Source organism: Pseudoalteromonas sp. 2CM41L (genome assembly GCF_023161905.1).
GTDB lineage: Bacteria > Pseudomonadota > Gammaproteobacteria > Enterobacterales > Alteromonadaceae > Pseudoalteromonas > Pseudoalteromonas atlantica.
Map to the genome: position 1 here is coordinate 100,302 of NZ_JALNTN010000012.1, position 24,829 is coordinate 125,130.

20 protein-coding genes and 1 tRNA gene are annotated in these 24,829 nt (G+C 40.3%); 8 read left to right on the forward strand and 13 right to left on the reverse strand.

Annotation, left to right across the window (positions count from 1 at the left end; all coding sequences use genetic code 11):
• Together MTF64_RS14180 and MTF64_RS14185 are read left to right on the forward strand one after the other, a co-directional pair.
• A complete protein-coding gene (locus MTF64_RS14180) occupies window positions 1-843 on the forward strand; it encodes an amidohydrolase family protein (RefSeq protein ID WP_248451772.1) in 843 nt (280 codons plus the stop codon).
• 46 nt (window positions 844-889) lie between these two features.
• Window positions 890-1,261 carry a hypothetical protein gene (locus tag MTF64_RS14185; RefSeq protein WP_248451773.1) on the forward strand — a complete coding sequence of 124 codons (372 nt, stop codon included), beginning with the start codon at window positions 890-892 and terminating at the stop codon, window positions 1,259-1,261.
• A gap of 124 nt (window positions 1,262-1,385) precedes the next feature.
• Here the strand turns inward: MTF64_RS14185 and MTF64_RS14190 are convergent, their stop codons facing one another.
• The 4 genes from MTF64_RS14190 to MTF64_RS14205 all read right to left on the reverse strand — a co-directional run bounded on the left by MTF64_RS14190 (window position 1,386) and on the right by MTF64_RS14205 (window position 4,544).
• Window positions 1,386-2,561: a mandelate racemase/muconate lactonizing enzyme family protein gene (locus MTF64_RS14190; protein WP_248451775.1), complete on the reverse strand. Its 1,176-nt coding sequence runs from the start codon at window positions 2,559-2,561 to the stop codon at window positions 1,386-1,388.
• A 25-nt stretch (window positions 2,562-2,586) separates the two neighbouring features.
• The gene (locus MTF64_RS14195) at window positions 2,587-3,354 is read right to left on the reverse strand and encodes a class II aldolase/adducin family protein (protein WP_024031462.1); all 768 of its coding nucleotides are present in this window, start codon (window positions 3,352-3,354) and stop codon (window positions 2,587-2,589) included.
• A gap of 166 nt (window positions 3,355-3,520) precedes the next feature.
• Complete coding sequence (locus MTF64_RS14200; RefSeq protein ID WP_004587649.1) at window positions 3,521-3,844, reverse strand: c-type cytochrome; 324 nt, start codon at window positions 3,842-3,844, stop codon at window positions 3,521-3,523.
• A gap of 160 nt (window positions 3,845-4,004) precedes the next feature.
• Window positions 4,005-4,544 (reverse strand): DUF2058 domain-containing protein, encoded by a 540-nt coding sequence (locus tag MTF64_RS14205; protein ID WP_004587650.1) that lies wholly within the window; start codon window positions 4,542-4,544, stop codon window positions 4,005-4,007.
• 199 nt (window positions 4,545-4,743) lie between these two features.
• On the opposite strand from MTF64_RS14205, the gene MTF64_RS14210 reads away from it, so the two are divergent.
• Window positions 4,744-5,889: an MFS transporter gene (locus MTF64_RS14210; RefSeq protein ID WP_248451776.1), complete on the forward strand. Its 1,146-nt coding sequence runs from the start codon at window positions 4,744-4,746 to the stop codon at window positions 5,887-5,889.
• On the opposite strand, the gene MTF64_RS14215 is transcribed toward MTF64_RS14210, so the two are convergent.
• Window positions 5,856-6,356 carry a prolyl-tRNA synthetase associated domain-containing protein gene (locus tag MTF64_RS14215; protein WP_248451777.1) on the reverse strand — a complete coding sequence of 167 codons (501 nt, stop codon included), beginning with the start codon at window positions 6,354-6,356 and terminating at the stop codon, window positions 5,856-5,858. The two genes, MTF64_RS14210 and MTF64_RS14215, sit on opposite strands and share 34 nt — an antisense overlap.
• A gap of 1 nt (window position 6,357) precedes the next feature.
• A complete protein-coding gene (locus MTF64_RS14220) occupies window positions 6,358-6,759 on the reverse strand; it encodes a hypothetical protein (protein WP_138611310.1) in 402 nt (133 codons plus the stop codon).
• 164 nt (window positions 6,760-6,923) lie between these two features.
• Here MTF64_RS14220 and MTF64_RS14225 point away from each other — a divergent pair.
• The 4 genes from MTF64_RS14225 (at window position 6,924) to MTF64_RS14240 (ending at window position 13,917) form a co-directional block, all read left to right on the forward strand.
• A tRNA-Ala gene (locus MTF64_RS14225) sits at window positions 6,924-6,999 on the forward strand.
• Window positions 7,000-7,153: 154 nt separating this feature from the next.
• A complete protein-coding gene (locus tag MTF64_RS14230; RefSeq protein WP_248451778.1) occupies window positions 7,154-8,416 on the forward strand; it encodes an extracellular solute-binding protein in 1,263 nt (420 codons plus the stop codon).
• Window positions 8,416-11,634, forward strand: a complete 3,219-nt coding sequence (locus tag MTF64_RS14235; RefSeq protein WP_248451779.1) for an ATP-binding protein — start codon at window positions 8,416-8,418, stop codon at window positions 11,632-11,634. Before MTF64_RS14230 ends, MTF64_RS14235 begins: the two co-directional genes overlap by 1 nt.
• A gap of 57 nt (window positions 11,635-11,691) precedes the next feature.
• A complete protein-coding gene (locus MTF64_RS14240) occupies window positions 11,692-13,917 on the forward strand; it encodes an EAL domain-containing protein (protein WP_248451781.1) in 2,226 nt (741 codons plus the stop codon).
• A 45-nt stretch (window positions 13,918-13,962) separates the two neighbouring features.
• Here the strand turns inward: MTF64_RS14240 and MTF64_RS14245 are convergent, their stop codons facing one another.
• Window positions 13,963-15,210 carry a glutamate-5-semialdehyde dehydrogenase gene (locus MTF64_RS14245; RefSeq protein ID WP_064386646.1) on the reverse strand — a complete coding sequence of 416 codons (1,248 nt, stop codon included), beginning with the start codon at window positions 15,208-15,210 and terminating at the stop codon, window positions 13,963-13,965.
• The gene (gene proB, locus MTF64_RS14250) at window positions 15,207-16,313 is read right to left on the reverse strand and encodes a glutamate 5-kinase (protein WP_004587658.1); all 1,107 of its coding nucleotides are present in this window, start codon (window positions 16,311-16,313) and stop codon (window positions 15,207-15,209) included. Before proB ends, MTF64_RS14245 begins: the two co-directional genes overlap by 4 nt.
• Window positions 16,314-17,164: 851 nt before the next feature.
• Between proB and MTF64_RS14255 the strand changes: the two genes are divergently transcribed.
• On the forward strand, window positions 17,165-19,015 hold the full coding sequence (locus MTF64_RS14255; protein WP_024031470.1) for a sodium:proton antiporter: 1,851 nt from the start codon (window positions 17,165-17,167) through the stop codon (window positions 19,013-19,015).
• Between the two features lie 81 nt (window positions 19,016-19,096).
• Here the strand turns inward: MTF64_RS14255 and MTF64_RS14260 are convergent, their stop codons facing one another.
• From MTF64_RS14260 to hflX, 5 genes are all read right to left on the reverse strand, one after another.
• A complete protein-coding gene (locus MTF64_RS14260; protein WP_248443967.1) occupies window positions 19,097-19,735 on the reverse strand; it encodes a tetratricopeptide repeat protein in 639 nt (212 codons plus the stop codon).
• Between the two features lie 111 nt (window positions 19,736-19,846).
• Window positions 19,847-21,160: an adenylosuccinate synthase gene (locus tag MTF64_RS14265; RefSeq protein WP_004587661.1), complete on the reverse strand. Its 1,314-nt coding sequence runs from the start codon at window positions 21,158-21,160 to the stop codon at window positions 19,847-19,849.
• Window positions 21,161-21,376: 216 nt separating this feature from the next.
• On the reverse strand, window positions 21,377-22,255 hold the full coding sequence (hflC, locus tag MTF64_RS14270) for a protease modulator HflC (RefSeq protein WP_004587662.1): 879 nt from the start codon (window positions 22,253-22,255) through the stop codon (window positions 21,377-21,379).
• A gap of 5 nt (window positions 22,256-22,260) precedes the next feature.
• On the reverse strand, window positions 22,261-23,433 hold the full coding sequence (hflK, locus tag MTF64_RS14275; protein WP_004587663.1) for an FtsH protease activity modulator HflK: 1,173 nt from the start codon (window positions 23,431-23,433) through the stop codon (window positions 22,261-22,263).
• A 100-nt stretch (window positions 23,434-23,533) separates the two neighbouring features.
• Window positions 23,534-24,823, reverse strand: a complete 1,290-nt coding sequence (gene hflX, locus MTF64_RS14280) for a ribosome rescue GTPase HflX (protein WP_024031472.1) — start codon at window positions 24,821-24,823, stop codon at window positions 23,534-23,536.
• Window positions 24,824-24,829: the final 6 nt, after the last annotated feature.

A 24,829-nucleotide genomic window follows, 5' to 3' on the forward strand; every position in this document is an offset into this window, starting at 1 on the left:
ATGAGCCTGCAAATTATTGACCCCCACGTGCATTTTTTTAACCTTGCCGAGGGGCAATATACTTGGCTGCAAGGCGAAAACCCACCAGCATGGCCAAATTTAGAGTTAATAAAACAACCTATTAGCGAAAAAGAGCTACTAGAGAGCAGCGACTTTACCCTCGCCGGCATAGTACATGTAGAGGCTGGTTTTGATAACAACGCCCCCATTAACGAACTTAATTGGCTAACGGCGCATTTAAAAAAGCTTCCCTTTAAAGCCATTAGTTACGCTCAGTTAGATTGCGCACCTGTGCAATTTGCAAAAGCAATAAACGCCCTTGCCCACCCGCATTTAATAGGCATACGGGATATCACCGAAGGCGCAGATGCACAGCGATTATTAAATCCAGAGTGCTTTAGTAATTTGCAATCCCTTTGCCAGCAAGGGCTGCATTATGAAGCCCAGTTTGAGCTTGAAAATACCGCAATAGCCGCTCAGCTTGCTCGTTACGCAAAGGCGCTGCCTCAGCTAAAAATAATAATAAACCATGGCGGCCTACCTAATAATATTAATAACTGGCGGCAAAGCATTCGCATGTTAAGTGCGCACAATAATATAGCGATTAAGTTTTCGGGTTTTGAGCTTTTAGCGTTGAATTTACAACAGCAACAAGATTGTTTTGAAACTATGTTCTCGTACTTTGGCGAGCAGCGCATTATGTTTGCGAGTAACTTTCCGGTTTGCCAAATTAACGCAAGCTATAATGATGTTTGGCATAGCCATCAAGCCTTGTGTAAAACAAATAAAATATGGCACAACCTTAGCTACGCAAATGCTAAGCATTTTTATAACATACCCTAGATAAGCTATATTAAATTTAACCACTTACGTAAATGCGGCAATGACTATGACATTACATTCGCGATTATCAGCCCTTGGCATCTTAACTATTTTAAGTGGTTGCGCATCTAACACGCAGCCTACTCCTAAGCTGCATCATGCCTTACTTACCGAGCCAAATAGCCAAGCGGTAGAGCGTGTTATAGAGCGCTTAATGCATATAAAAAACGTAACGCTTGCTGACGATATCTTTATTCACACCAGTACCTTTACTCTTAAAAACACAAACCGTAGCGATATAACAGCCAATCAAAAGCTTAACTTTCCCGATCAATTTGAGTTAATGATAAACAATAATCGCTGCTATATACGCCACCTTGATAGTAAAGCCACCGCTGAGATAAAAGGCGTTACGTGTACAATTAATCTTGCCAATTAATCCACTATCTATTCAAATGGTATTGCTCATAGGTATTAGAGAAACACAGCTATAAAAAAGCCGGTAAGTGAGTTATCACTTACCGGCTTTTACTTTAAACAATAGTATTTAAATAAAGCTTAAATTATTTAATTTCTACACGCTGCGAGCGCATAACAATCTCATCATTTAATTCAATGCCTAAGCCTGGCTCTTCTGATACTTTAAAAAAGCCATTTTTTGGTTGTGGATCTTGTAAGCACAGCTCTCGGTTCCACTTTTTAATGGCATATGTATGATGCTCATGAATCAAAAAGTTAGGAATAGCGGTTTCTAAATGTAACGACGCGGCAGTGGCAACTGGCCCGCCACATACATGCGCCTGAATACGCACATCAAAAATATCGGCGTAGTCACATACTTTTTTAGTTTCAGTAAAGCCACCACATAAACCGATATCAGGTTGTAGTACATCAATGCTTTGATCTTCTAAATAAGGGCGCACACCCCAGCGGTTGTATAAACGCTCACCGCCTGCAATTGGCACTGCCACTTTATCTGCTACTTTTGCATGTAAAGAATGATTTAAGTAGTTAACTGGCTCCTCGTAGTACATGCAATCAAACTCTTCGGCTATTTCACCAATTTGTATAGCAGAGGTCGCGCCAGGTAAGCTGTGGCACTCAAAAATAATATCCACTTCGTCACCAACTGCTTCACGTATAGCTTGCATACGAGCACGGTATAGCTTCATTTCGGCGCGAGAAATTATTTTAGTACGGTCGTAATACGTATTGCCGTCTTTATCGTATTGGATAGGGTCAACTTTTACTGCATCATAACCTTCGCCAATCGCTTTTAACGCCGCTTCTGCGTATTCTTGCGGTTGTACTAACGCTTTAAATTCGCTGTCCCAATCAAACTGTAGCTGCGATGCATAAGTACGTAGCTTATCGTTTACTTTGCCGCCCAGTAATTGGTATACCGGTAAACCAAGTGCTTTACCTTTTATATCCCAAAGTGCTGTGTCTATGGCGCTCATTGCTGCATAAACAACAGGGCCGCCACCTAAACCCCAAAAGCTTTCGCGTAACATACGCGACCATAACTTTTCGGTTTGAAACGGGTCGTGCCCAATTAAAAAAGCATCAGCCATTTCTTTTATCATTGCTGCTGCTGCGCTGTGGCCTAAATCGTAAGCTAAACCAGCCTCACCTACACCACTAATACCTTCATCGGTATGAATACGTACAAAAACCGGCGTCCAGGCTGGACGCTCTGGGCAATGAATATCAAATACTTCTACGCGATTTACTTTCATTAAAATTCCTTATTAGCCACGCAGGCTATTGTGCAAAACTGGGATCAAGTCGGTACGCTTTTCGCAGCATGGCAGGCCACGCTAATTGCCCACCTGTGCTGCCGCTATGTACCACATTAGCTTGGTTATAAATATTGTCGATAATTGGCTGCGGCACCGGAATAACCTCTTGTGAGCTGGCTTGTAATGCAAGCTGAATTTCGCAGGCACGTTGCAAGTCATAAAAACGCATAAAGGCATCGCCTACGGTTGGGCCTACGGTTAAGCCACCATGATTTACCAATAGCATATGATTGGTATTGCCTAAATCATCTTGTAATACTTTGCGCTCGTCATCATTTACAGCCAGCCCTTCATAGCCATGGTACGACAGCGAAGGGAGCGAAAACATAGAGTATTGGCTTAGTGGCAATAGGCCATTTTTTTGTGTAGCAACGGCAATGGTTTCTTTTGTATGTAAGTGAATAACACAATGAGCATCTTCACGCACTTCGTGAATTGCGCTATGAATAGTAAAACCTGCCGGGTTGATGCTAAAGGGGGTGTCGTCAATAATATTGCCGTGCAAATCAACCTTTACTAGGTTTGATGCAGTTACTTCGTCAAACGTTAAGCCAAACGCATTTACAAGGTAGTGATCAGTGCCAGGTAAACGTGCCGATAAATGCGTGTATATTAAATCCCCCCAACGAAAATGCTCAACTAATCGGTAGCAAGCAGCTAAATCTACGCGCAATTGCCACTCTTGCTCCGACACTTTATTTTTTAAATCTAGTTGGGGTAAATCAATCATAATCAGCCTTTTAAAATACGTACAACAACACAAGTACGAATAGATGTTTAGAAGTCTAAAGCAGTATTAATTTTATAGCAAACACAAACAAAACAGCCACACAATTGTGTGGCTGTTTACGCTGCGCTTTAATTTAAAACGATAATACGTTTTTAAACGCAGTGCTTTATTTTACCTTTGAAAGGTAGTCAGCAATTGCTTCAAACTCTTCGTCCGTTACCGTTGCAACCATTGCTTTCATTGCGGCAGTCATACCATTGCTACGCGCGCCCGATTTAATATCTTTCATTTGGGCCACTAAATAGTCTTTGTTTTGACCATTAATTTTAGGGTATGCGCCCATAATAGGTGCTTTACCTTCTGCACCGTGACATGTTTGACACATTTTTTGGGTGTAAAGGGCTTCGCCATCAGCAGCGGCGGCGTTAAACGAAAAACTTGCGGCTAAACTAATACCCGCGCCTACTATTAGTGCTTTCATCTTGCTCATTATATTCACTCTTCTTTTTGACGGTTAGAAAATAGTCTATTGATTGTAGTAAACAATCTAGTAAAAAGCATACGTATCAATTTACGTTAGGCGATCAAACAAACATGACTACGTTTTCAGCCATTGTTGTTAACTTTAGCAAACAATACTGAACAGACACTTACCATACTAAATCATCTGGTACTTCAAAGTCTGCATATGGGTCGTCTTCATCTTTTGGTTTGTTTTCAGGTTCAACATGAAAAACAATGTACTTTTCATCAACTTCTGCGACTTTACGCGCCGGCTCATCATCGAGTACGTAAAACTGCCCTTCCAGTACACAAATAGCTAAACGACCACCCGATAACGCTTTTTGGGTTTTCTCGTTTACGTCTATCCCTTTTACTTTGTTATCGTAAGTAAAATTAAAGGTACGCTCACCGCGGATAGAGTCTTGGTTATGGTGCTCAAGTATTTGCTTAACACGAGCAACTTGCTCACGTTGCTTAAGCTCTTCTTGGCGCGACTGGTTAAGTTCTTCAGCCTTTTTTTGCTGCTCTAATTTAGTTTGCTGTATGTGCTTTTGCAGATCGCTTGGGTTACTGGTAGCCCCTTTTTTTTGCTTTTTTTGTTGCTTACGTTTTTCTGACTTAGCAACTTTAGCTTTGTGCGATGTTGTTAACCCTGCTTGCAGCAATTGGTCTTGTAATGAACCCATGGCTTTGTTCCACTAAAAACTTATATTAGGTTTATTTTAATCACCAACGAGTACAAATAACAGTGCTATTAGCATTAATCTAGCAAAGGGCTGAATATACACTTTGATTTAGCGCAATTGTTAATGATTTAACCTATGAAATATAAGCCATTTTTCATATACTTTGGCTAACTTATCAGCTTATGTTTTAAGCCCTACAATGCGTTTTGCTCACTTACTTATTTGCTCGGTGTTTATATTTTTTGTGCTGTACGCACCTCAGCCTTTATTGAGCTTATTTGCTAGCGAATTTAACGTTTCCCCTGCGCTTGCCGGCAGCTTAATGAGCGTCACCATGCTGCCTTTAGCAATTGCACCTTTGGTTTATGGGCTATTTTTAGCCAAGCAAAACCCGCTTATTATTTTACGTATTGCTATGTTTATTTTAGGAGTGAGCTGCATACTGTTTACAGTAGCGCCAAGTTTTGAGCTATTACTTTTGGTGCGTTTTATACAAGGCTTAACCTTACCTGCCGCGCTTACCGCGATGACAAGCTTTATTGGTATACGTTACAGCGCAGATGCCTTACAAAAAAATATGACCTTATACATAGGCAGTACCATAGCTGGCGGCTACTTTGGCCGAGTATTAGCCGCTTTATTTAGTGATGTATGGCATTGGCAAAGTTTTTATTATGTTATTTCGATTGTGCTTATTGGCCTGGCTATAAGTATAAAGCCCACGGGCTTTGTGGTATCTAATCAGTCAGCACTTACGCCGTTAACGTATATTAAGCAGCTAAAAGATGCGGCAGTACTAAAATTGTATGGCGCCGTTTTTTGCATGTTTTTTTGCTTTGCAGCCTTATTAAATTACCTACCGTTTATTTTGCAAAACACCTTTTTAATTACAAACACACGCGATATTGGCTTAGTGTACAGCGGCTACTTAATCGGTGCTTTAGCATCTATTGCAACACCTTGGCTTGCTAAAAAAGTGCCTTCAGCTTGGCATTTACTTGCTGCGATTTTTATCGTGTATAACTTAAGCATTGTATTACTTATAAGCCAGCAACTGAGTGTGTTTTTAATCGCGTTTACGTTATTTTGTGCTGCTATGTTTGTTATACACTCAAGCGCTGCTCCGCTTGTTAACAAGATTAGCAAAGCGCCTGCAAGTGTTACGAATGGCGGGTATGTATCGTTTTATTATAGTGGTGGGGCACTGGGCTCGTTATTGCCAGGTATTGTTTATCAACACTCAGGGCAAACTGCATTTATGCTTTGCTTACTGAGTGTGTGTTTTATTGGTTTAGTCTTAGTCACTTTAGGCTATCGAGAAGGTAAAAACATTACCCGAGGGTGATGCCCTGTATGCTCAAAAAAGGTATTTAAATCATTTTTTGTAAGCAGCCAAGTTTGGGTGTTTTCAAACGGGTGACAATGAAACAGCTTGTTAAACCAAATATCTTGATCAAGCCACAAAGTAACATTGCTTTGTTTATCGTTTGCTAAAGCAAGCATAGACACACACCCGGGCGCCACTTTTAAATAACGTGCTAACCGCTCGCTAGAGGCAAACCCCAACCGAGAAAGCCCCTGTTGCTTAGATAGGGTTTTTAAATCGAGCTGTTTGTCGTGTGCGGTAATTACTAAAAAGTGCTTTTTGCCCTCGTTATCACGCAAAAACAAGTTTTTAAGTCGCGTACCTGGGCGCTCCACCATAAATGCATCAGCATCTAAACTGGTATGTAACGCAGGGTGTTCTATTACATCGTAATTTATACCTAATTGCGCTAACAACTGCGCAAGCTTTGCTTTATCGGCCAACATACTACAAACAACGCCCTCTTAGCTGCACACTTAAGTCACGCCATAGTACTTGTGTAATTTCGTGTTTATTTTCACAATAGTTATTTTCACTGAGGGTTTCGTTTAAAAACCTGACGGCTTCATCCTCAAGCTTAAGTTTTAACACACTAGAGTCTTCGAAGTGTTCTTGTTCTATGTAACGTTTTACATCAGAGCGGCTCGGTCTTTTTTCGCCTCGCCCGCCGTTATTTAAGTTTATGTTACTGCGATGCTCAGCCTTTACCGATACAACATAAGCAAATATTTTGTTACCTTGCTCATCCAGGTTCTCATAAAACTGCTTGTTATTTATTTCATAAGGAGGCGCTTCATTACTGGCACACCCTGCAAGTAGCAAAGCAAGTATACAAATACTTTTTTTCATTGTTTTTGTCGTTTCGCGAGGTATTTTTCTCGAGTCTATCAAAAATAAACGATAACAGTTAAATATTGCTAAAAAATACTTGACCAAATTTATAAAAATATTTAAAGTTCACCCCGCTTGGAACTCAGCAGCCAAGTAATTACAACTATGTAATTTAGGAATGTGGGGCTATAGCTCAGCTGGGAGAGCGCCTGCCTTGCACGCAGGAGGTCAGCAGTTCGATCCTGCTTAGCTCCACCACTTTCCTACTCTTCTATTACTTCCTATTTTTCATCGTCTTATTATTCTTTTATCTTCTACACAATAACTTTTATATTTGCTCATTCCTTGTTTGTTTAGTCTTTGTTGGCTATAAATTATCTCATCTGTAGCAATCATACTTTTGGCTTAAACAATGGATACCCCTAAACGCACCACATTAAAAAAGCTCGCTGTCATCGGTTTAACCGCCGGCGTAGTTACGCATGTACCTTATGTTTTTGCCCGAAAAAAAGTAACCCTAAGAGTCTTAGGAACACATGTCACGCTACAAGAAGCCATTCGTAAACAAGCAATGCTTGATTTAGGCATAAATATAGAATTTTCCCCTGCCGGTAGTGCTGCCGTATTACAAAAAGCCTCCATGGACCCTGGCTCATTTGATTTATACGAGCAATGGTCAAACAGTATTAATGTACTTTGGCGGGCGGGGTCTATTCAGCCTATAGAAAAAAAACGACTAACCTACTTTAATGAAATAAATTCTCTAACCAAAACGGGGAAGCTCACCCCCGATGCAAAATTAGGTGCAGGCGACGCCCCTTATAAATTACTCAATGTACAAGAGGACGGCACACTAAGCGCAAACGAAAGCGATTACATTAGCTTTTTGCCCTATGTACATAATGTTGACTCTTTTGGCTATAACACCGCTAAGATAATACCTGGTATTGCCTACGAAACTGAAAGTTGGGGCTGGTTACTTGATGATGCCCACCGGGGTAAAGTAGGCATTGTAAATGCACCCACAATTGGCTTATTTGACCTTGCCTTGGCAGCACAAAGCAAAGGGTTAATAACATTTAAAGATATTGGTGCGATTACTCGCTCCGAGCTTGACCGTTTATTTAGTATTTTAATTGACTATAAACGCCAAGGGCATTTTGCAGGTTATTGGAACTCGGTGCCAGAGTCTGTTGAATTTATGAAAAGCCAACGCGTGCACATAGAAAGTATGTTTTCCCCCGCTGTGGCCGCGCTCAATAGTCAAAATGTTAACGTGCGATTTGCCGCTCCAAAAGAGGGCTACCGTGGCTGGCATGGGGTAATGTGCTTATCGTCACAGGTTAATAATAACCAAAAAGATGCCGCATACGATTACATGAACTGGTGGCTTTCGGGGTGGGCCGGCGCATTTATTGCTCGCCAAGGGTATTACATTAGTAACCCACAACGCTCAAAAGCAATGCTTTCACCAAGTGAATGGGATTACTGGTACTTAGGCAAGCCCACTACGGTTGACTTACTAAACACCCAAAAACAAGTCGCAGTAAAAGCCGGCGAGCAGCGAAATGGTGGTAGCTATTTAAAACGCTTAAGCAATGTAGCTGTTTGGAATAGCGTTATGCCGACTTACGATTACAGCTTGCAAAAATGGTATGAGTTAATAAGCAGATAATGATAACCCGTTCAATAAAATCAAAAATAATAATTGCCCTATGCGTATTAATTACTTTATTAATTTTGCAAAGTTACCTATTCAATTATTCGCAAAAATCACTTTTTGAGCTGCAAAATGCGCAGCACAAAGCTTTATTACAAAGCGAGTCCGTTACCCGTTTAGAAAACGATGTGATTTCTTTACAAAGCCAAGCCATTGCTTATCTAGATCATGCTAATAGCAATACCATTGAAAAGTTTAATATGCACTTAAATGCTGCAAAAAGGGATTTAGATACGATAAGTACATATTTAAATGAGTATGATGAAAACTATCAAAACAATATAAAGCGCCTTAACGAGTACTTAAATAATTATCAAGATACATTTAATCGCGTAGTCGTTAACAGAACCAAACGAGAGCAGCTGTACATTACACAGTTCAAACAACCTATTGAAGCGCTAAAAGCACAACTTAATGAGCTTAAAAAAAACACGCTAACCAGCAAGCAAAATAAAATAGTGAATACCCTTTTAACTATTAGCAATATAGAACAAGCAACAACCAATTATTTACACAAGCCAAATTATGATGAAGCACAAAATGTGCAAGATAACCTAGCACACTTAAATACCCTACTGGCGAGTATTGAAACCGCTAATGTTAAACTACTTAATAATACTGACGAGCTTGAGCAAGCGTATAGCCAATTAGTTATTTTAACCCGTAGCTATACGTTTTCGATAAATGTAGTTTTAACAGGAATAGAAAACGAGCTGCTTTACCTAGCCGAAAAAATTAGGGATGTAGAGAAGCAAAAGCTCACCCAGACCGAGCAGCAGCTAAGAGACCACGTATTAAAAAGTACCGAAATGGCCAACCTTTTTGCCGCGCTGATCACTGTTATCATAATAGTAATTACCTTTTTTATATTTAACTCTGTCATTAAGCCCATTGCGAAATTAACTAAGCTGTTAAATGATATGAGCAATGAAAAGCAAGTAACACTAAATAGTGATGAGCATCATCAAAATGAAATTAACTCGGTTATTACCGCGGCTAATGCGCTGTATTTAAAAAACAAACAAACAAAAGAGCTACTAGCAGAAACCCAAGCGCTTAATTCTAAAATGGAATTAATGAATAAAGAGCTTACAGTTGCCATCACCCAAGCAAAAAATGCCAACCAAGCGAAAGGTGACTTTGTAGCTAATATGAGCCATGAGCTTCGCACTCCAATGAACGGTATTTTAGGCATGCTGCAGCTATTACAAAGCAGCGCTCTTCCAGCAAAACAAAAACACTATGCAGATAAAGCGTTTTCTAGTGCTCAAAACTTACTGCAAATACTTAATAACGTACTCGACTTTTCAAAGCTTGAGTCTGACAAAGTAAAGCTTGAATCAATCCCTTTTACTTTGCATACCGTTGTTTCTAATGTAAAAAATTTATTTTCGGTAAATGCGAAACAAAAAGGGTTGCGCCTTAATTTTGTATTGCATGTTGATGCAGGGCTTGAGCTGATGGGCGATCCACTGCACTTGAGTCAAATTATTAATAACTGTGTAGGTAATGCCATTAAATTTACAGAGCGCGGTGAAGTAACTGTAACAATTGAGGCCACAACACAAGATGAGCAGCAAATACAGTTACGCTTTGGTATTAAAGACACAGGCATAGGCATGACGCCAGAGCAAACCGCCTCAATTTTTGACTCGTTCTACCAAGGCGATTCCAGCACAACACGTAAATATGGCGGCACCGGATTAGGTTTAACTATTTGTAAGCAACTAACCAAGTTACTAGGCGGCGAAATACAAGTACGCAGCACACCCCACGTCGGGAGTGAGTTTTATTTTACACTACCGTTTAAAATGACGAGCAAAGAAGCGCTTAAAAAGCATGCCTTACTAATTAGTCCCGATACTGAGCAAATAAAATCACTCACTAAGTTATTAAGTAACGCTGATATTACTGCAGAAATTACCCAAGAGCCGCTACGTGCAATTGCAAAAATGTCTCAACCGAGTAACCCTTTTAATATTGTGATCATGACGTTGTCACACAAAGAACTAAAAGATAATTTTATTTTGCAGCAACTGTACTTACAAAAACAAAAAAATAAACACAAACTGCTGCTTATTTTACTCATTAACGATCAAGAGCATCCGCAGGCAGTCCCCGATAGCGATCATATTGATATTATAACAATAGGTAATACTCACACTGATTCTCAGTTAATGCGTTTATTATTGCCCGACTCAACACAGCTTAAAGAAGGAGAGTCTTACCCACAGTTTACCGGTTACACCGCACTTGCAGTAGATGATAACCCTGTAAACCAAGAGATTCTTGAAGCACTATTAACTAAAATGAATATGACTGTTATCTCTGCAAGTAATGGCGAGGAAGCACTCATTAAAGTAGAAGAAAACACGATTGATATTATTTTTATGGATATTCAAATGCCAGTGATGGATGGCCTAGAAGCGACACGTATACTGCGTCAAAGGGGTTATACAACGCCTATTGTTGCTGTAACTGCAGCTGTATTTTCTAATGATAAAAAAGCCGCCATTCGAGCAGGCATGGATGACTATTTAGTCAAGCCGTTATTATTTGGTCTGCTTTGTGACAGCATAGAAAAGCATCTAACAAAAACCCATACGTTAAGTACATTAAACCTCAATGTAGCACGGTCTAATCTTGAAGATAATAATGAACTCATTAATTCAATATTCACTAAGTTTAATACCGATTACAGCCACTTTATGGAGGTAGCTGTAAAGCACTTGAAAAATAATGAGCATAAAACATTAGCTAGAGCGATGCATAACTTAAAAGGCTTAGCCGGCACCCTAGGGTTAGAGCTACTAGAGCAAAGCGCTAAAAAAGCAGAGTTAGAACTGAGCAGTAACGCATGCACCGATCTTAGTGTTTTTAATGAACAATTGACCTTAGCACTTTATGCAGTAAGACAGCTACTGGTAACAAACTCTTATAATCATCAGCCAGAAGCTATGAGCTCTGGGCAAAATCCAGATACATTAATTGATGAAATCTATTCTTTAGCGTTATCTGCCCGTCCTATTCCTAGTAAATTAGTTAGAGAAATTGCGCTTCAAAAATTCGATCATTCCCATCCATTATTCAAGCTAAAAGAGGCAATAGATAACTTTAACTACGCTTTAGTGATTAAACTTATTGATAAATACAGAAATAACTATAAAAACTAGACAATTATGGCAACTATAAACTAACTTTAAGGGGTTATTAAAGAATAAGGATTTAGTGTGCATTCAACCTTTCTCGCTAACAATAATGAAACTGCAGTAACTCAACCGCGAAAGCCTTTGATACTCATTGTTGATGACGAACCTAGCAACCTACATGTATTAGTTGAAGGCTTACTTGCAGACTACGATGTACGCATTTCAACAAGTGGCGAACAAGCGCTTGTGTTTGTTGAATCCACGCGCCCAGATTTAATTTTACTCGATATTATGATGCCAGGCATGGATGGCTATGAAGTATGTCAAAGATTAAAAGCTAAACAAAATACCAAAGGCATTCCCATTATTTTTGTCACCGCACTTACTGAAGAAGAGTCTGAAGAGAAAGGCTTTGCAATGGGTGCCATTGATTATATTCATAAACCCTACAAATTAGCTTTGGTAAGAGCGCGTATACGTACACATATTACTTCGCAAGGCATGCTAGACAGGCTCATTGAAAAAAACTTTGACTTACACGACAAATTACTCGAAATAGAAGCTCTTGCAAAAGAGTTAAGCCAACGCGAGGAAGAGCTAAAGCAGCTGTCATCTAAGCAAAAGTTATTTTACCAGGCACTTACCAGTACCGCCGATGGTGTTGTAATTACTAATAGCGATGGCAAGATTATCGCGGTTAATCCATCATTTTGTAGAATTACCGGCTATTGCGAAGCCGAATCGCTGGAAATGGATTTAAAAGAGATCAAACAAAATAATCACCCAAGTATTAGCTTTGATGAAGTGTGGAAACACGCATATGAAGCTGGCTACTGGAGCGGTGAACTTGTAACACGAAGAAAAAATGGCGAGCTATACCCCGAGCTATTAACGCTTAGTAAGGTAAAGAGCGAGCAAGATACCAATATTCACTACATTGGCGTTTTTAGTGATATTTCAAGCGTAAAAGTAACGCAAGAGCGCATAGATTACCTAACTTGGCATGATGAGCTTACTAAACTGCCTAATCGTAATGGCTTTTTAAAACAGTTAGAGCAACAACTGCAAGAGTGCAGTAGCGATAAAACATGTGCCTATATTTATATTATCGACATTGACAGCTTTCACTCTATTAATGATGGCTTAGGGCTTTTAGCAGGCGATAATATTTTAAAGGAGCTTGCTCAGCGTATTCATGCCAATGTAGATAAAAAAGATATTATTGCACGCTTAGGCAGTGATGAATTTGCTGCTTTATGTAGCGTAGATAAAGGAATTGGGCGTACACGTGCGCAATCAATCGCCGAAAACAAAGCACAAGAGCTTTTAAACGCAGTCAACCGCCCTTTTGACGTTGATGGGCAAGAGGTTAGCTTAACAATTAGTATAGGCACTTATATTTTCCCGCGAGACGATGTATGGGAAAGTGCTATTGAGACAATCAGAAATTGTGAAGCAGCCTGCTATAAAGCCAAAGAAAAAGGCGGAAACAGAGTTACATTTTTTGATACCACATTTGGCGAGCAAGCTAAACGACGTTTTGAAATTGAACAAGACTTAAGAAAAGCCATTCCTCAAAATGAGCTATCTATATTTTTGCAGTCGCAATTTGATAGTAAGCAAACGTTAAAAGGCGCAGAAATACTGCTGCGCTGGAATCACCCTCAAAAAGGCTTTATAAGCCCATGTGAATTTATATCAATAGCTGAAGAATCTGATGTTATTTTTGAGTTAGACTGCTGGGTTACGACTAATGCACTTAATTTACTTACCAAGCTTAAATACAGCCACCCAAGTTTGAATATTTCGGTAAATATAAGCGGTCGCCATTTTCATGAACCGCGATTTTTAAACTTTATAAGCGAGCAAATTAAAAGTGTTGATATTAATCCTCAGCAACTCACCATTGAGATAATAGAGGGGACGTTACTTAATCACATGGAAGCGGCCATTGAAGCCGTACACTACCTTAAAAAGCTGGGCGTACGTGTATCAATAGATGACTTTGGCACGGGCTACTCAAGTTTAACCTACTTAAAACAGTTACCTATTCATGAGCTAAAAATAGATCGCTCATTTGTGCTTGAAGCCCCCACTGATAACAACGATAAATTAATTATTGATATGATTGTCAGCCTTGGCAGGTTGTTTCAATTAGAAGTGGTAGCGGAGGGAGTCGAGAATCAATCGCACTTTGACTTATTACAAGAGTACCCTGAGGTTATCCTACAAGGATACCATCTGCACCGGCCTGAGCCATTAGAAAGCTGGTTAGAAAAACTAAACCATACTTTGCAAAACGCATAAAAAAACGCCGATTAAACAATCGGCGTTTTTTATATGTGAAATATATTACTTCCGTACTTGGCCTTCGCCATTAACTAAATACTTTTCAGTTGTAAGTGACTCAAGACCCATAGGACCATAAGCATGTAGCTTAGTTGTAGCTATACCTATTTCAGCACCTAACCCTAATTGCGAGCCATCTGAGAAACGCGATGATGCATTTACCATTACTACCGATGCATCAACACTGCGTTGGAAAAGCTCAGCCGCAGTATCATTTTTAGTACAAATAACCTCAGTGTGGTTTGAACCAAATTGAGCAATATGCTCCACTGCAGCACTAAAGCTTGGTACTACACGAATAGCAATTTCTAAATCTAAGTATTCTTCACCAAATTCATTATCAGCAAGTACTGTAGCATTATCGAAGTATTTTGCAGCTTGCTCATCTGCATTAATTTTCACACCTTCTTGGCGCAATACAACGGCACATAAATTTAAAAATTCATCAGCAACGTCTTGGTGAACCACTAGCCCTTCAAGCGCATTACATACGCCTGTGCGCTGTGTTTTACCATTTAATAGTAAATTAAGTGCAACCTCTAAGTCGGCATCTTTGTCTACGTATAAATGACACACCCCTTTAAAGTGCTGAATAACAGGAATAGTACTGTTTTCTGTAACAAAGTTAATTAAGCCTTCGCCACCACGTGGGATGATTAAATCAATACTTTCGCGTTGCTGCATTAGCTCCATAAGCAATGCACGGTCTGGATCAGGAATAACTGAGATCAGCGCTTTAGGTAAGTTATGCTTTTCAAGTACACCGTGCATTACACTCGCAATGGCTTGCGAGCTTTTAAGGGCTTCTTTACCGCCGCGTAAAATAACACCATTACCCGATTTAAAACACAATGCGCCTGCATCCGCAGTTACATTAGGACGCGCTTCGTAAATCATACATACAACACCTAATGGCACACGCATTTTACGTATTTTAATGCCATTCGGGCGCTCTGTAATGTCGCGTAGCTGACCGACTGGATCATCTAAACTTACAATAACTTCAATACCCTCTGCCATTGCTTCAATGCGCTCATCGTTAAGCGTTAGGCGGTCGATCATCGAAGCGGCTAAGTTATTATCGCGTGCTGCGCTTAAATCACTTTCGTTTTCTTTAATTATAAATGCTTTTTCTGCGCGTAATGCTGCCGCCATTTCGGTTAACACTTGGTTTTTGGTCTCGGTGTCGAGTAAAGCAAGTGTGTTTGCAGCTTTTGCTGCCTGGCGTGAAATATCCGTAATCAAACTCATGACTTCTCCAATAATGCGATATCTTTTTCTGAAATAACAGGACCAATAGAATCCTGCATTTTTTCGCTAAATTCACTTTGCTCGTTATCTGCAATAAAGCTTAACAAGCAACTACTATAATTTGCGGTGGCTTTTGCTAAACGTGTGCCATCCTCGCTTCTAACTAAAATGGTATCGCCAATGGCAAACTCACCATGAACTTCCATTATTTCATCGCCACGTATGCAACCGTTTTCACCTTCAAGAGACTCATCAAACGAGCCATCTACAACTACTTCACCTTGCTCATTAGCTGTATGCGTCATCCAGTGCACAGCTTCTTGCATTGGTTTTTCATAAGGAAGGAAAACACTACCAGGGTTGTCACCTGCCAATAATCTATTAAAGGTTTCTTCTTTAAAGCCATTAATAATATAAGTAGCAATACCGTGAGACGTTGCTTTTTCGGCAGCTTCAATTTTGGTTTTCATGCCACCGGTTCCTACAGAGCTTGTAGCACATCCTGCCATAGCATAAATAGACTCATCAATTGATTTTATTTCAGGCAGTAAAACTGCATCGTCGTGTAAATTTGGGTTTTTATCATACAGCCCATCTACATCAGAAAAAATCATTAATGCATCGGCATCAGCGGCCGCCGCTACCATGGCTGATAAGTTATCGTTGTCACCTACTTTTAAGTCATCAGTTGTTACAGCATCATTTTCGTTAATGATAGGCAGTACACCATGCTCTAACAAAGTAAAAATAGTTTCGCGAATACTTTCATAGCGCTCACGGTCACGCAAATCACCATGGGTTAATAATAATTGCGCTGAAGGAAAATCGAAAAAGCGATCCCACATGGCCATCATTTCAGTTTGACCTGCCGCTGCCATCGCTTTTTTCATCACAACTGAACGTGGAATGTCAGATGGGAATAAGTGTGAGCCTGCAGCTACTGAGCCTGAAGATACTAAAATAACTTCAATACCACGAGCACGACAGCGAACAATAAATTGCGCAATGGTTAATAAGTAGCGTGAACGGCACCCATCTTGATCTGGAGCAATTAATGCACTACCTACTTTTAAAACAATACGACGCCAATTTAACTTTTGCATAAAATCTCAACTTTCCATTTTATCTGCATTCACATAGTGTGAACTAAAACTAAGTAACTGCGTATAAAATACGCAATTTCGAATAGGTTGTTTGTTTATACACTTTTTAAACGCACGCAAATACACGACCTAAAATTGCTTTTAGATTTGTAAAGACATGAAACAGCACCAACCAAATTAAATGGAGGTCTATTAAATATAAAAATAAAAAGTGTTGTTTATGTATCGCTGTAAAAAGCTGTGTGCGGCCTTTTTGTTAACAACATACATAGAGCCTCTAAAGTCAGATACACCAACAGATAGGGTGATGACTTAAGGACCGAGATTTAGCCGCCACGATGGGAGCTAAACATTGAAAGTAATAGTTCAACTCAAACATTTATTTACTTAATTGCTTAAATAAACTTGCTTGAAAAAACCATACCAAGATATTCAATAATACAATAGCTACTAATTAATGGTAATAATAGCGTACAAATCTATTATTACAGGGCAAATATGACGCTAGTATTAATACTTACCACTATTTTGCAAAATTATATTTAGATGACTAATTGTTTGAACTCTAAATATAATACGACATTTCAAGGGGTAAGATCAAGGCTAAAAATCACTCTAATGTAGAGCTACGCCTCACTTCTAAGCGGTTAATCATTTAAAATCAAGGGGTTATATTTATTTTTGAGTTTTAATTCAATTTTTATAAATAAATCAATAAGTTTAACCTACAATTTTTGTATTAAGCGCTAAAATTTTATTAGCAAATTAAACATTTCACGTGTATACCCCTGTATTAATATTTAACAAAAGTTATACTTTTCACATTGTGATAAATAAGGAATTCTTAATTTATGTCAGCAATTTATATAGCCGGTATCGCACTTTGTTCGGTGCTTGCCCAATGGGTAGCGTGGGCGTTTAAAGTACCCGCTATTTTGTTCTTATTGCTTACCGGTTTATTGCTAGGGCCGTTTAGTGGTGTATTAGACCCTGATGCTTTACTGGGTGATTTATTATTTCCTGTTGTGTCACTGAGCGTTGCTGTCATTTTATTTGAAGGCTCCCTTACTTTGCACTTTAGAGAATTAAAAGGCATAAGTAAGGTCGTACGTAACCTGTGCTCTATCGGCATGATCACCACCTGTGTGGTAATAAGCTTAAGTGCCTATTGGTTACTTGAGCTTAACTGGCGGGTGGCGGCAGTATTAGGCGCTGTGCTAGTAGTAACAGGGCCTACTGTAATAGCCCCTTTACTTAATTCGATGCGCCCAACACAAGATATTGACCGAATATTACGATGGGAAGGCATTGTAATTGACCCAATCGGCGCTCTTTTTGCTGTGCTTGTATTTGAAGCAGTCATGCTGGTAGGCCAAGGAGAAGTGCTTAGCCACACTATTGTTGCACTTGTTAAAACAGTCGGCGTAGGGCTTTCTATCGGTGTTGTTGCGGGGTGGATCACCACACAGCTTATGCGCCGTGAATGGCTACCGTTTGAACTACATAAATTTGGCATACTTGCCTTGGTGCTTATTAGCTTTTCGGTATCTAATCACTTAAGTCATGAATCGGGATTATTGGCTGTTACCGTATTTGGTATTTGGCTTGCTAATCAAAATGATTTAGAAATCGATTCTGTACTTGAGTTTAAAGAAGACTTATCGATGATTTTAATATCATCACTGTTTATTTTACTTGCTGCACGGCTACAGCTTTCTGACTTGATGATGTTAGACAGCGACGTATTTATATTCCTTGCAGTGGTGTTATTTATAGCGCGTCCATTGTGTATTGCTATATCTACTTTTGGTACTGACTTGCCAATGAAATCGCGCTTGGTGCTATCGTGGATAGCCCCTAGAGGTATTGTTGCAGCTGCTGTTGGCTCGGTATTTGCGCTAAGTATGATGGAAGCTGGCGTAGCTGATGCAGAAAAAATGGTGCCGTTAATATTTACCGTTATTATCATCACTGTGGTATTGCAAAGCTTAACTGCTATTCCTGTTGCTAAACTATTGGGCGTGCGCCAACCTTCTCCAAATACCATACTGATTATTGGTGCAAACCATGTATCTCGCGCTATAGGTAAAGGTTTACAAGAGCAAAGCATTCCTGTTCATCTATCAGACCCCGCATGGGAGAACTGTAAAATGGCTCGTATGGACGGCCTTGCCTGTTATTATGGTAACCCACAATCAGAGCATGCTGAGCGTTACTTGCCGCTCACAACAATAAGAACGGTATTAGCACTTTCACCAAACCGCCACCATAATGCGCTTGGTGTACAATATTTTTCTCACTTGTTGAATGAAAAAAATGTATTTTCACTGCGCTCATCTACCTCGCATGCTAAAGCGAATAAAGACAGTGCAACATTCCTATCTAGACAAATTTTGTTTGGTGAAGATGGCTCTTACGCTCGCCTAAGCAGTATTATTGCTAAAGGCGGTAAAGTGAGTGCGACGCGTATTTCAGAAGAATTTGATTGGGAAAAATACCAAGAGATGAACCCTGAAGCGATCCCGTTGTTTATTTTAAAAGGTGATAAAGACAACGACGACGATACGCCAGTAAAGCTTCGCCCATTTACCAGTAATATGGAAAAGCCACCGCAGGAGGGAGAGCGTATATTTGCACTTCAGCCGCCAAAAATGTCGGTCTTAAAAGACCCCGCTAAAACAAAAAATAAAGAAGAGAGCTAACCTCTTCCAGTTATTGCAAAAAAGCCCTAATTAAATATTAGGGCTTTTTTATTTTATATAAATAGTTTGCGTTATCGGCACTTACATGGGTAATCGTGCGCGGGCAACAACACTATCGGGCATTTTTTGAGCGAGTAAGCTAAGCGCACGCTCAATTTTTTTATGCGTTGCTTTATCTGCCACCATGGCATTGAATAACCAGCGATACGCATCTTCAAAGTCACGTGGGCTTCCGTAGCCTGCATTAAAAAGCTTAACCAGCCTTAGCTGTGCTTTTAAGTTCCCTTGCGCTGAGGCCTCTCGTAAGTAGGTAATGGCCATAGCTTTATCTTGCTGCACTAAGCGACCCGTGTCGTAATAACGTCCAAGCTGCTCTAACGCAGCCGCTAAGCCTTGTTCAGCTGCTTTACGCATGTAGTACACACCTAATTCCACATTGCGTTCAACACACACGTTATATGCCAGCATATCGCCATATAAAAATTGGTAAGATGGCAGCGCCATTTTATTGGCCCTTGCCTCTATATCTTGTACTAATTGGCAATCATCTGCCTTTACACGCTGCAAATGTGTATTTTTATTTATTAGTGCAATCAGCTCCGGTTCGGTATAAAGCGGCACCGCAGCGGGCGTTTCTTCAGCTAACACATTGCTACTTATAGATAAAAGTAACGGAGTGAGCAAAGACGCTAGAAAAGTGTTACAGGTAGATAGGCGCATGTTTACCACGTATAAAATAAAACTTATCAAATAATATACAAAGATCGTTCCAAGGTGAATTTTAGGCATAAAAAAAGCTGCAAAAGCAGCTTTTTTTTAAACTAATGGTGATTAAGCAAACGGGTTGCGAAGTACCATTGTTTCTACACGATCTGGGCCGGTAGAAATAATATCAACAGGTACACCTGTGATTTCTTCGATACGCTTGATGTAGTCAATCGCAGCTTTTGGTAAGCCTTCAAGGCTAGTTACACCAACTGTGTTTTCAGACCAACCTGGCATCTCTTCATATACTGGTGTTACTTTCTCGTAACCCTCAGCAGCTAATGGCGTTACATTAGTCACTGTGCCATCTTCAAGCTGGTAACCAGTACAGATTTTAAGCGTTTCTAAACCATCTAAAACATCTAACTTAGTTAAACAAAAACCAGAGATGCTATTGATTTGAACTGCGCGGCGCATTGCCACAGCATCTAACCAACCAGTACGGCGTAAACGACCTGTTGTCGCGCCAAACTCATGACCTTTATCACCTAAGTGCTTACCCACTGGGTCTTGTTTTTCAAGGCCATCGTAAAGCTCTGTAGGGAAAGGACCAGAACCAACACGTGTAGTGTACGCTTTAATAATACCTAACACGTAGTCAAGGTTTAATGGACCAAAACCAGCACCAGTCGCAACGCCACCAGCAGTGGTGTTTGAAGAGGTTACATAAGGGTAAGTACCGTGATCGATATCAAGTAATGTACCTTGCGCACCTTCAAATAAAATGTGTTCGCCCGCTAAACGTGTTTGATCTAAAAGCTCAGTTACATCAACAACCATTGCTTTTAAGATGTCTGCAACAGCCATTGCATCATCAAACGTTTTTTGGAAATCAACAGCATCTACTTTGTAGTAGTTAACTAAAGTGAAGTTATGGTATTCAAGTACTTCTTTTAGTTTAGCTGCGAATAATTCTGGATTGAATAAGTCACCTACGCGTAAACCGCGACGGGCTACTTTATCTTCGTACGCAGGACCGATACCACGGCCAGTTGTACCAATTGGCTTGTCGCCGCGAGCAGTTTCGCGAGCTACATCTAATGCAACATGGAAAGGCAGAATTAACGGACATGCTTCACTAATTAAAAGACGCTCACGTACAGGTACGCCACGCTCTTCTAACATGCCAATTTCTTTCATTAGCGCTTCTGGTGATAAAACCACACCATTACCAATCACACATTTAACATTGTCACGTAATACACCCGATGGAATAAGGTGTAGAACTGTCTTTTCACCGTCAATAACTAAAGTATGACCCGCATTGTGGCCACCTTGGTATCGAACTACTAAAGATGCTTTGTCTGTAAGGAGATCAACAACCTTACCCTTACCTTCGTCACCCCATTGGGTGCCTAATACAACAACGTTTTTACCCATTGTAAATTCACTTCGAGAAAATTAGGACGAGATTTTACCAGAAAACGGAAGTAAAGATCACCCCTGTTCAGCTTATTTTTTCTGCGCGTATTTTTTAGGCCATCACACTTTTTAAATAACCACATATATAACAGTAATTTAAAGTTTTAAATTATGCTTAACAAAAAGCCCCGCATAGGCGGGGCTTTATAACTTTTTAAATGATTAAGGCATCGCTTATTGCGCTGCAGCGCCTTTCATATATTTAAAGAAGTCACTATCTGGTGAAAGTACCATAACATCTTGTTTATCTTTAAAGGTCTTTTTATACGCCTCTAAAGAACGAACAAAACCAAAGAACTCTGGATCTTTGTTGTATGCTTTAGCATAAATAGCGGCAGCTTCTGCATCACCTTGACCACGTACTGAGCGCGCATTACGCTCTGCATCAGCAAGCATTACCGTTACACGGCGGTCAACATTAGCACGAATAGTTTCTGCTTTTTCTTGACCTTCCGAGCGGTGCTCTTTTGCAACAGCAGTACGCTCAGCGCGCATACGTTGGTAAATAGAGCTACTCACTTCTTGTGGTAAGTTAATTTGCTTAACACGCACGTCAAGTACTTCAATACCTAACTCGCGCGCACTTTCAGAAGCTTGTACTAACGCCTCTTCCATTAGCTCACTACGCTCACCCGATACAATCTCGCGAATAGTACGCGTACCAAAGTTAGTACGCAGACCATTGTTAACTTTTTGCTTTAGTAGTGTTTCAGCGTATTGCTTATCACCACGAGCACGAAGGTAAAATGCGCTAAAGTCGTTTACGCGCCATTTAACAAACGAATCAACAATTAAGTCTTTTTTCTCGCTTGTTACAAAGCGGTCTGGCGTGCCATCTAGCGTTTGAATACGTGCATCAATACGACGTACTTGGCTAAAAAATGGTACTTTTAAGTGAAGGCCTGGGCTGTATACAACGGCTTTGTCTTCACTGTCTTTTTCAACTTTGCTAAATAGCAGCACAATCGCTTTTTGCCCTTCTGGTACTACAAATACCGCAGAGAAAGACATAACAATGGCAGCTAATAGTATGACTAAACTAAAGTTTTTCATTACGCTTATCTCCCGTTATTGTTAAAGCGATCGCTGTTAAAACGGTCATTACCGCTATTCACAGTGCTATTTCGTGATGTATTTACTTTATTGCGTAAATCTTGAATATCACTTGAGCTTGGTAAAGCTACACGTGTTGCAGTGCCTTGCTTTTCCATAATTTTATCAAGTGGTAAGTACATCATGTTGTTACCGCCTTTAACATCAACAATGACTTTAGAACTGCTGCTAAGCACCTCTTCCATAGCATCAATGTATAAACGTTCGCGCGTTACTTCTTTAGCTGCTTGATACTCAGGTAATAGTTTTTCAAAACGAGCCACTTCACCTTGTGCTTCAAGTGTAATGCGTTCTTGATAACCTTCTGCTTCTTGCGTCATACGTGTTACTTGGCCACGCGCGCGCGGTTCAATTTCACGTGCATACGCTTCTGCTTCACGGATGAAACGCTCTTCATCTTCTTGTGCGGCAATAGCGTCATCAAATGCATCTTTTACTTCAGTTGGTGGACGTGAATCTTTAAAGTTCACATCGGTCACAATTAAACCTAAGTTATACGGTTCGATGATTTTATTAAGCTCATCCCACGTATTTTGACGAACAACTTCACGGCCATTAGTCAGTACTTGGTCCATTTTTGCATGGCCAACAACGTAACGTAACGCGCTATCAAGCGCTTCTTCTAAGCTGTTATCAGCATTAGTTACGCTAAACTTGTAAAGGTACGGGTCAATAACACGGTATTGCACTTCAAACTCAACGCTTACTACGTTTTCATCTTCCGTTAGCATAAACCCTGATGCAGATAATGAACGCACAGCTTCAATATCTACCGGGATAACCGTTTCAATAAAGGTCATTTTCCAGCGTAAGCCTGGCTCTGCAATACGGTCATACTTACCAAATTGCAGTACCACACCACGTTCGGCTTCTTTAACCGTATAAATACCACTTAACGCCCACACAATTGCGGCGATAATGAGGATAAATGAAATACCGGCTCCGCCAAGTCCACCGCCACTATTATTGCCGGATTTTTTTCCGCCAAATATGCCGCCTAACTTGTTGCTAAACTTACGGAACACCTCGTCTAAATCAGGTGGGCCTTGATCACGTCCGCCTTTATTGTTCCACGGATCTTTGTCATTGCCATTATTACCCGGTTCATTCCAGGCCATAGCTATACTCCATTGTTATCTAAATAAATTAGGAAATTGTGTTAAATCTATCAAATCTACCGCGTTTCTCATACAAAAACCGACATTTATATGCCAATTTTTAATCGCGATTGATAAAACCTTCAATTTCAGGACCAAACTCTTTAATTAATCGGTTCCATTCAACCATAGGTAAACGTACATCCAACAACCAGTTACCATGTTCATCAAAGCGCTCTTCATGGACTGCACTTAAGCTAAATAAAGACGCTCTTAAGCGGCCATATTGAGGGGCAAGTAATAACGTACCACTAAGCATTTTCTTAGCAAGCAGGTCACTTATTGCTTCGCTAAGTAGCTCACACCCTTCGCCGGTTTGTGCAGATAACCATACTCTTATAGGCTGCCCTTGGTCATCCCGATCAATTCGTGGGCTTACATCATCAAGCGCATCAATTTTGTTATAAACTAATAATTGCGGTACTTCATCAGCTTCAATCTCTTTTAAAACCGACTGTACTTCCTCTATGTTTTCGCGTCTGCGCGGGTCTGCCACATCAATTACATGTAATTGTAGGTCGGCTTCACGCGTTTCTGTTAGTGTTGCTTTAAAGGCTGCCACTAAGTCATGCGGTAAGTGGCGAATAAATCCCACTGTATCGGCCAAAATAACCGAACCAACATCACCTATATCAAGTTTACGTAGTGTCGGGTCAAGCGTGGCAAAAAGCTGATCCGCTGCGTATACATCTGAGTCTGTTATACGGTTAAACAGGGTTGATTTACCCGCATTGGTATAACCTACAAGCGACACGGTAGGAATTTCGTTACGCGTACGCGCACGTCTACCCTGCTCACGTTGTACAGCCACTTTGGCTAATCGGGCACGAATATTTTTAATGCGCGCGCGCAATAAACGTCTATCGGTTTCAAGCTGTGTTTCGCCTGGGCCTCGTAAACCTATTCCCCCTTTTTGGCGCTCAAGGTGAGTCCACCCTCGGATTAATCGAGTAGACATATGCCTAAGCTGGGCAAGCTCTACTTGTAGCTTACCTTCGTGGGTACGGGCTCTTTGGGCAAAAATATCAAGAATAAGTGTTGTTCTATCAAGTACACGACATTGGCAAACGCGCTCTAAATTACGTTCTTGAGACGGACTTAATTGATGATTAAAGATGACAACATCTGCATTGTGGATTTTGACAATCTCAGCTATTTCTTCTGCTTTACCGGTACCGACGAATAGTTTCGGATGTGGTGCTTGGCGGCTGCCTTGCACAACCGCCAAACTACTAACACCAGCAGAAGATACCAACAACTCTAATTCATGAAGATCTTCACGATCGCCATCTTTAGGTAAGTCGATATGAACTAAGACTGCCTGTTCGCCGGATTCATAGCGGTCAAACAAGCATTA

Bases quoted from the DNA above. Each gene is read 5' to 3' on its own strand.
- MTF64_RS14180 (WP_248451772.1), top strand. From the start codon at position 1: ATGAGCCTGCAAATTATTGACCCCCACGTGCATTTTTTTAACCTTGCC.
- MTF64_RS14185 (WP_248451773.1), top strand. From the start codon at position 890: ATGACATTACATTCGCGATTATCAGCCCTTGGCATCTTAACTATTTTA.
- MTF64_RS14190 (WP_248451775.1), bottom strand. From the start codon at position 2,561: ATGAAAGTAAATCGCGTAGAAGTATTTGATATTCATTGCCCAGAGCGT.
- MTF64_RS14195 (WP_024031462.1), bottom strand. From the start codon at position 3,354: ATGATTGATTTACCCCAACTAGATTTAAAAAATAAAGTGTCGGAGCAA.
- MTF64_RS14200 (WP_004587649.1), bottom strand. From the start codon at position 3,844: ATGAGCAAGATGAAAGCACTAATAGTAGGCGCGGGTATTAGTTTAGCC.
- MTF64_RS14205 (WP_004587650.1), bottom strand. From the start codon at position 4,544: ATGGGTTCATTACAAGACCAATTGCTGCAAGCAGGGTTAACAACATCG.
- MTF64_RS14210 (WP_248451776.1), top strand. From the start codon at position 4,744: ATGCGTTTTGCTCACTTACTTATTTGCTCGGTGTTTATATTTTTTGTG.
- MTF64_RS14215 (WP_248451777.1), bottom strand. From the start codon at position 6,356: ATGTTGGCCGATAAAGCAAAGCTTGCGCAGTTGTTAGCGCAATTAGGT.
- MTF64_RS14220 (WP_138611310.1), bottom strand. From the start codon at position 6,759: ATGAAAAAAAGTATTTGTATACTTGCTTTGCTACTTGCAGGGTGTGCC.
- MTF64_RS14230 (WP_248451778.1), top strand. From the start codon at position 7,154: ATGGATACCCCTAAACGCACCACATTAAAAAAGCTCGCTGTCATCGGT.
- MTF64_RS14235 (WP_248451779.1), top strand. From the start codon at position 8,416: ATGATAACCCGTTCAATAAAATCAAAAATAATAATTGCCCTATGCGTA.
- MTF64_RS14245 (WP_064386646.1), bottom strand. From the start codon at position 15,210: ATGAGTTTGATTACGGATATTTCACGCCAGGCAGCAAAAGCTGCAAAC.
- proB (WP_004587658.1), bottom strand. From the start codon at position 16,313: ATGCAAAAGTTAAATTGGCGTCGTATTGTTTTAAAAGTAGGTAGTGCA.
- MTF64_RS14255 (WP_024031470.1), top strand. From the start codon at position 17,165: ATGTCAGCAATTTATATAGCCGGTATCGCACTTTGTTCGGTGCTTGCC.
- MTF64_RS14260 (WP_248443967.1), bottom strand. From the start codon at position 19,735: ATGCGCCTATCTACCTGTAACACTTTTCTAGCGTCTTTGCTCACTCCG.
- MTF64_RS14265 (WP_004587661.1), bottom strand. From the start codon at position 21,160: ATGGGTAAAAACGTTGTTGTATTAGGCACCCAATGGGGTGACGAAGGT.
- hflC (WP_004587662.1), bottom strand. From the start codon at position 22,255: ATGAAAAACTTTAGTTTAGTCATACTATTAGCTGCCATTGTTATGTCT.
- hflK (WP_004587663.1), bottom strand. From the start codon at position 23,433: ATGGCCTGGAATGAACCGGGTAATAATGGCAATGACAAAGATCCGTGG.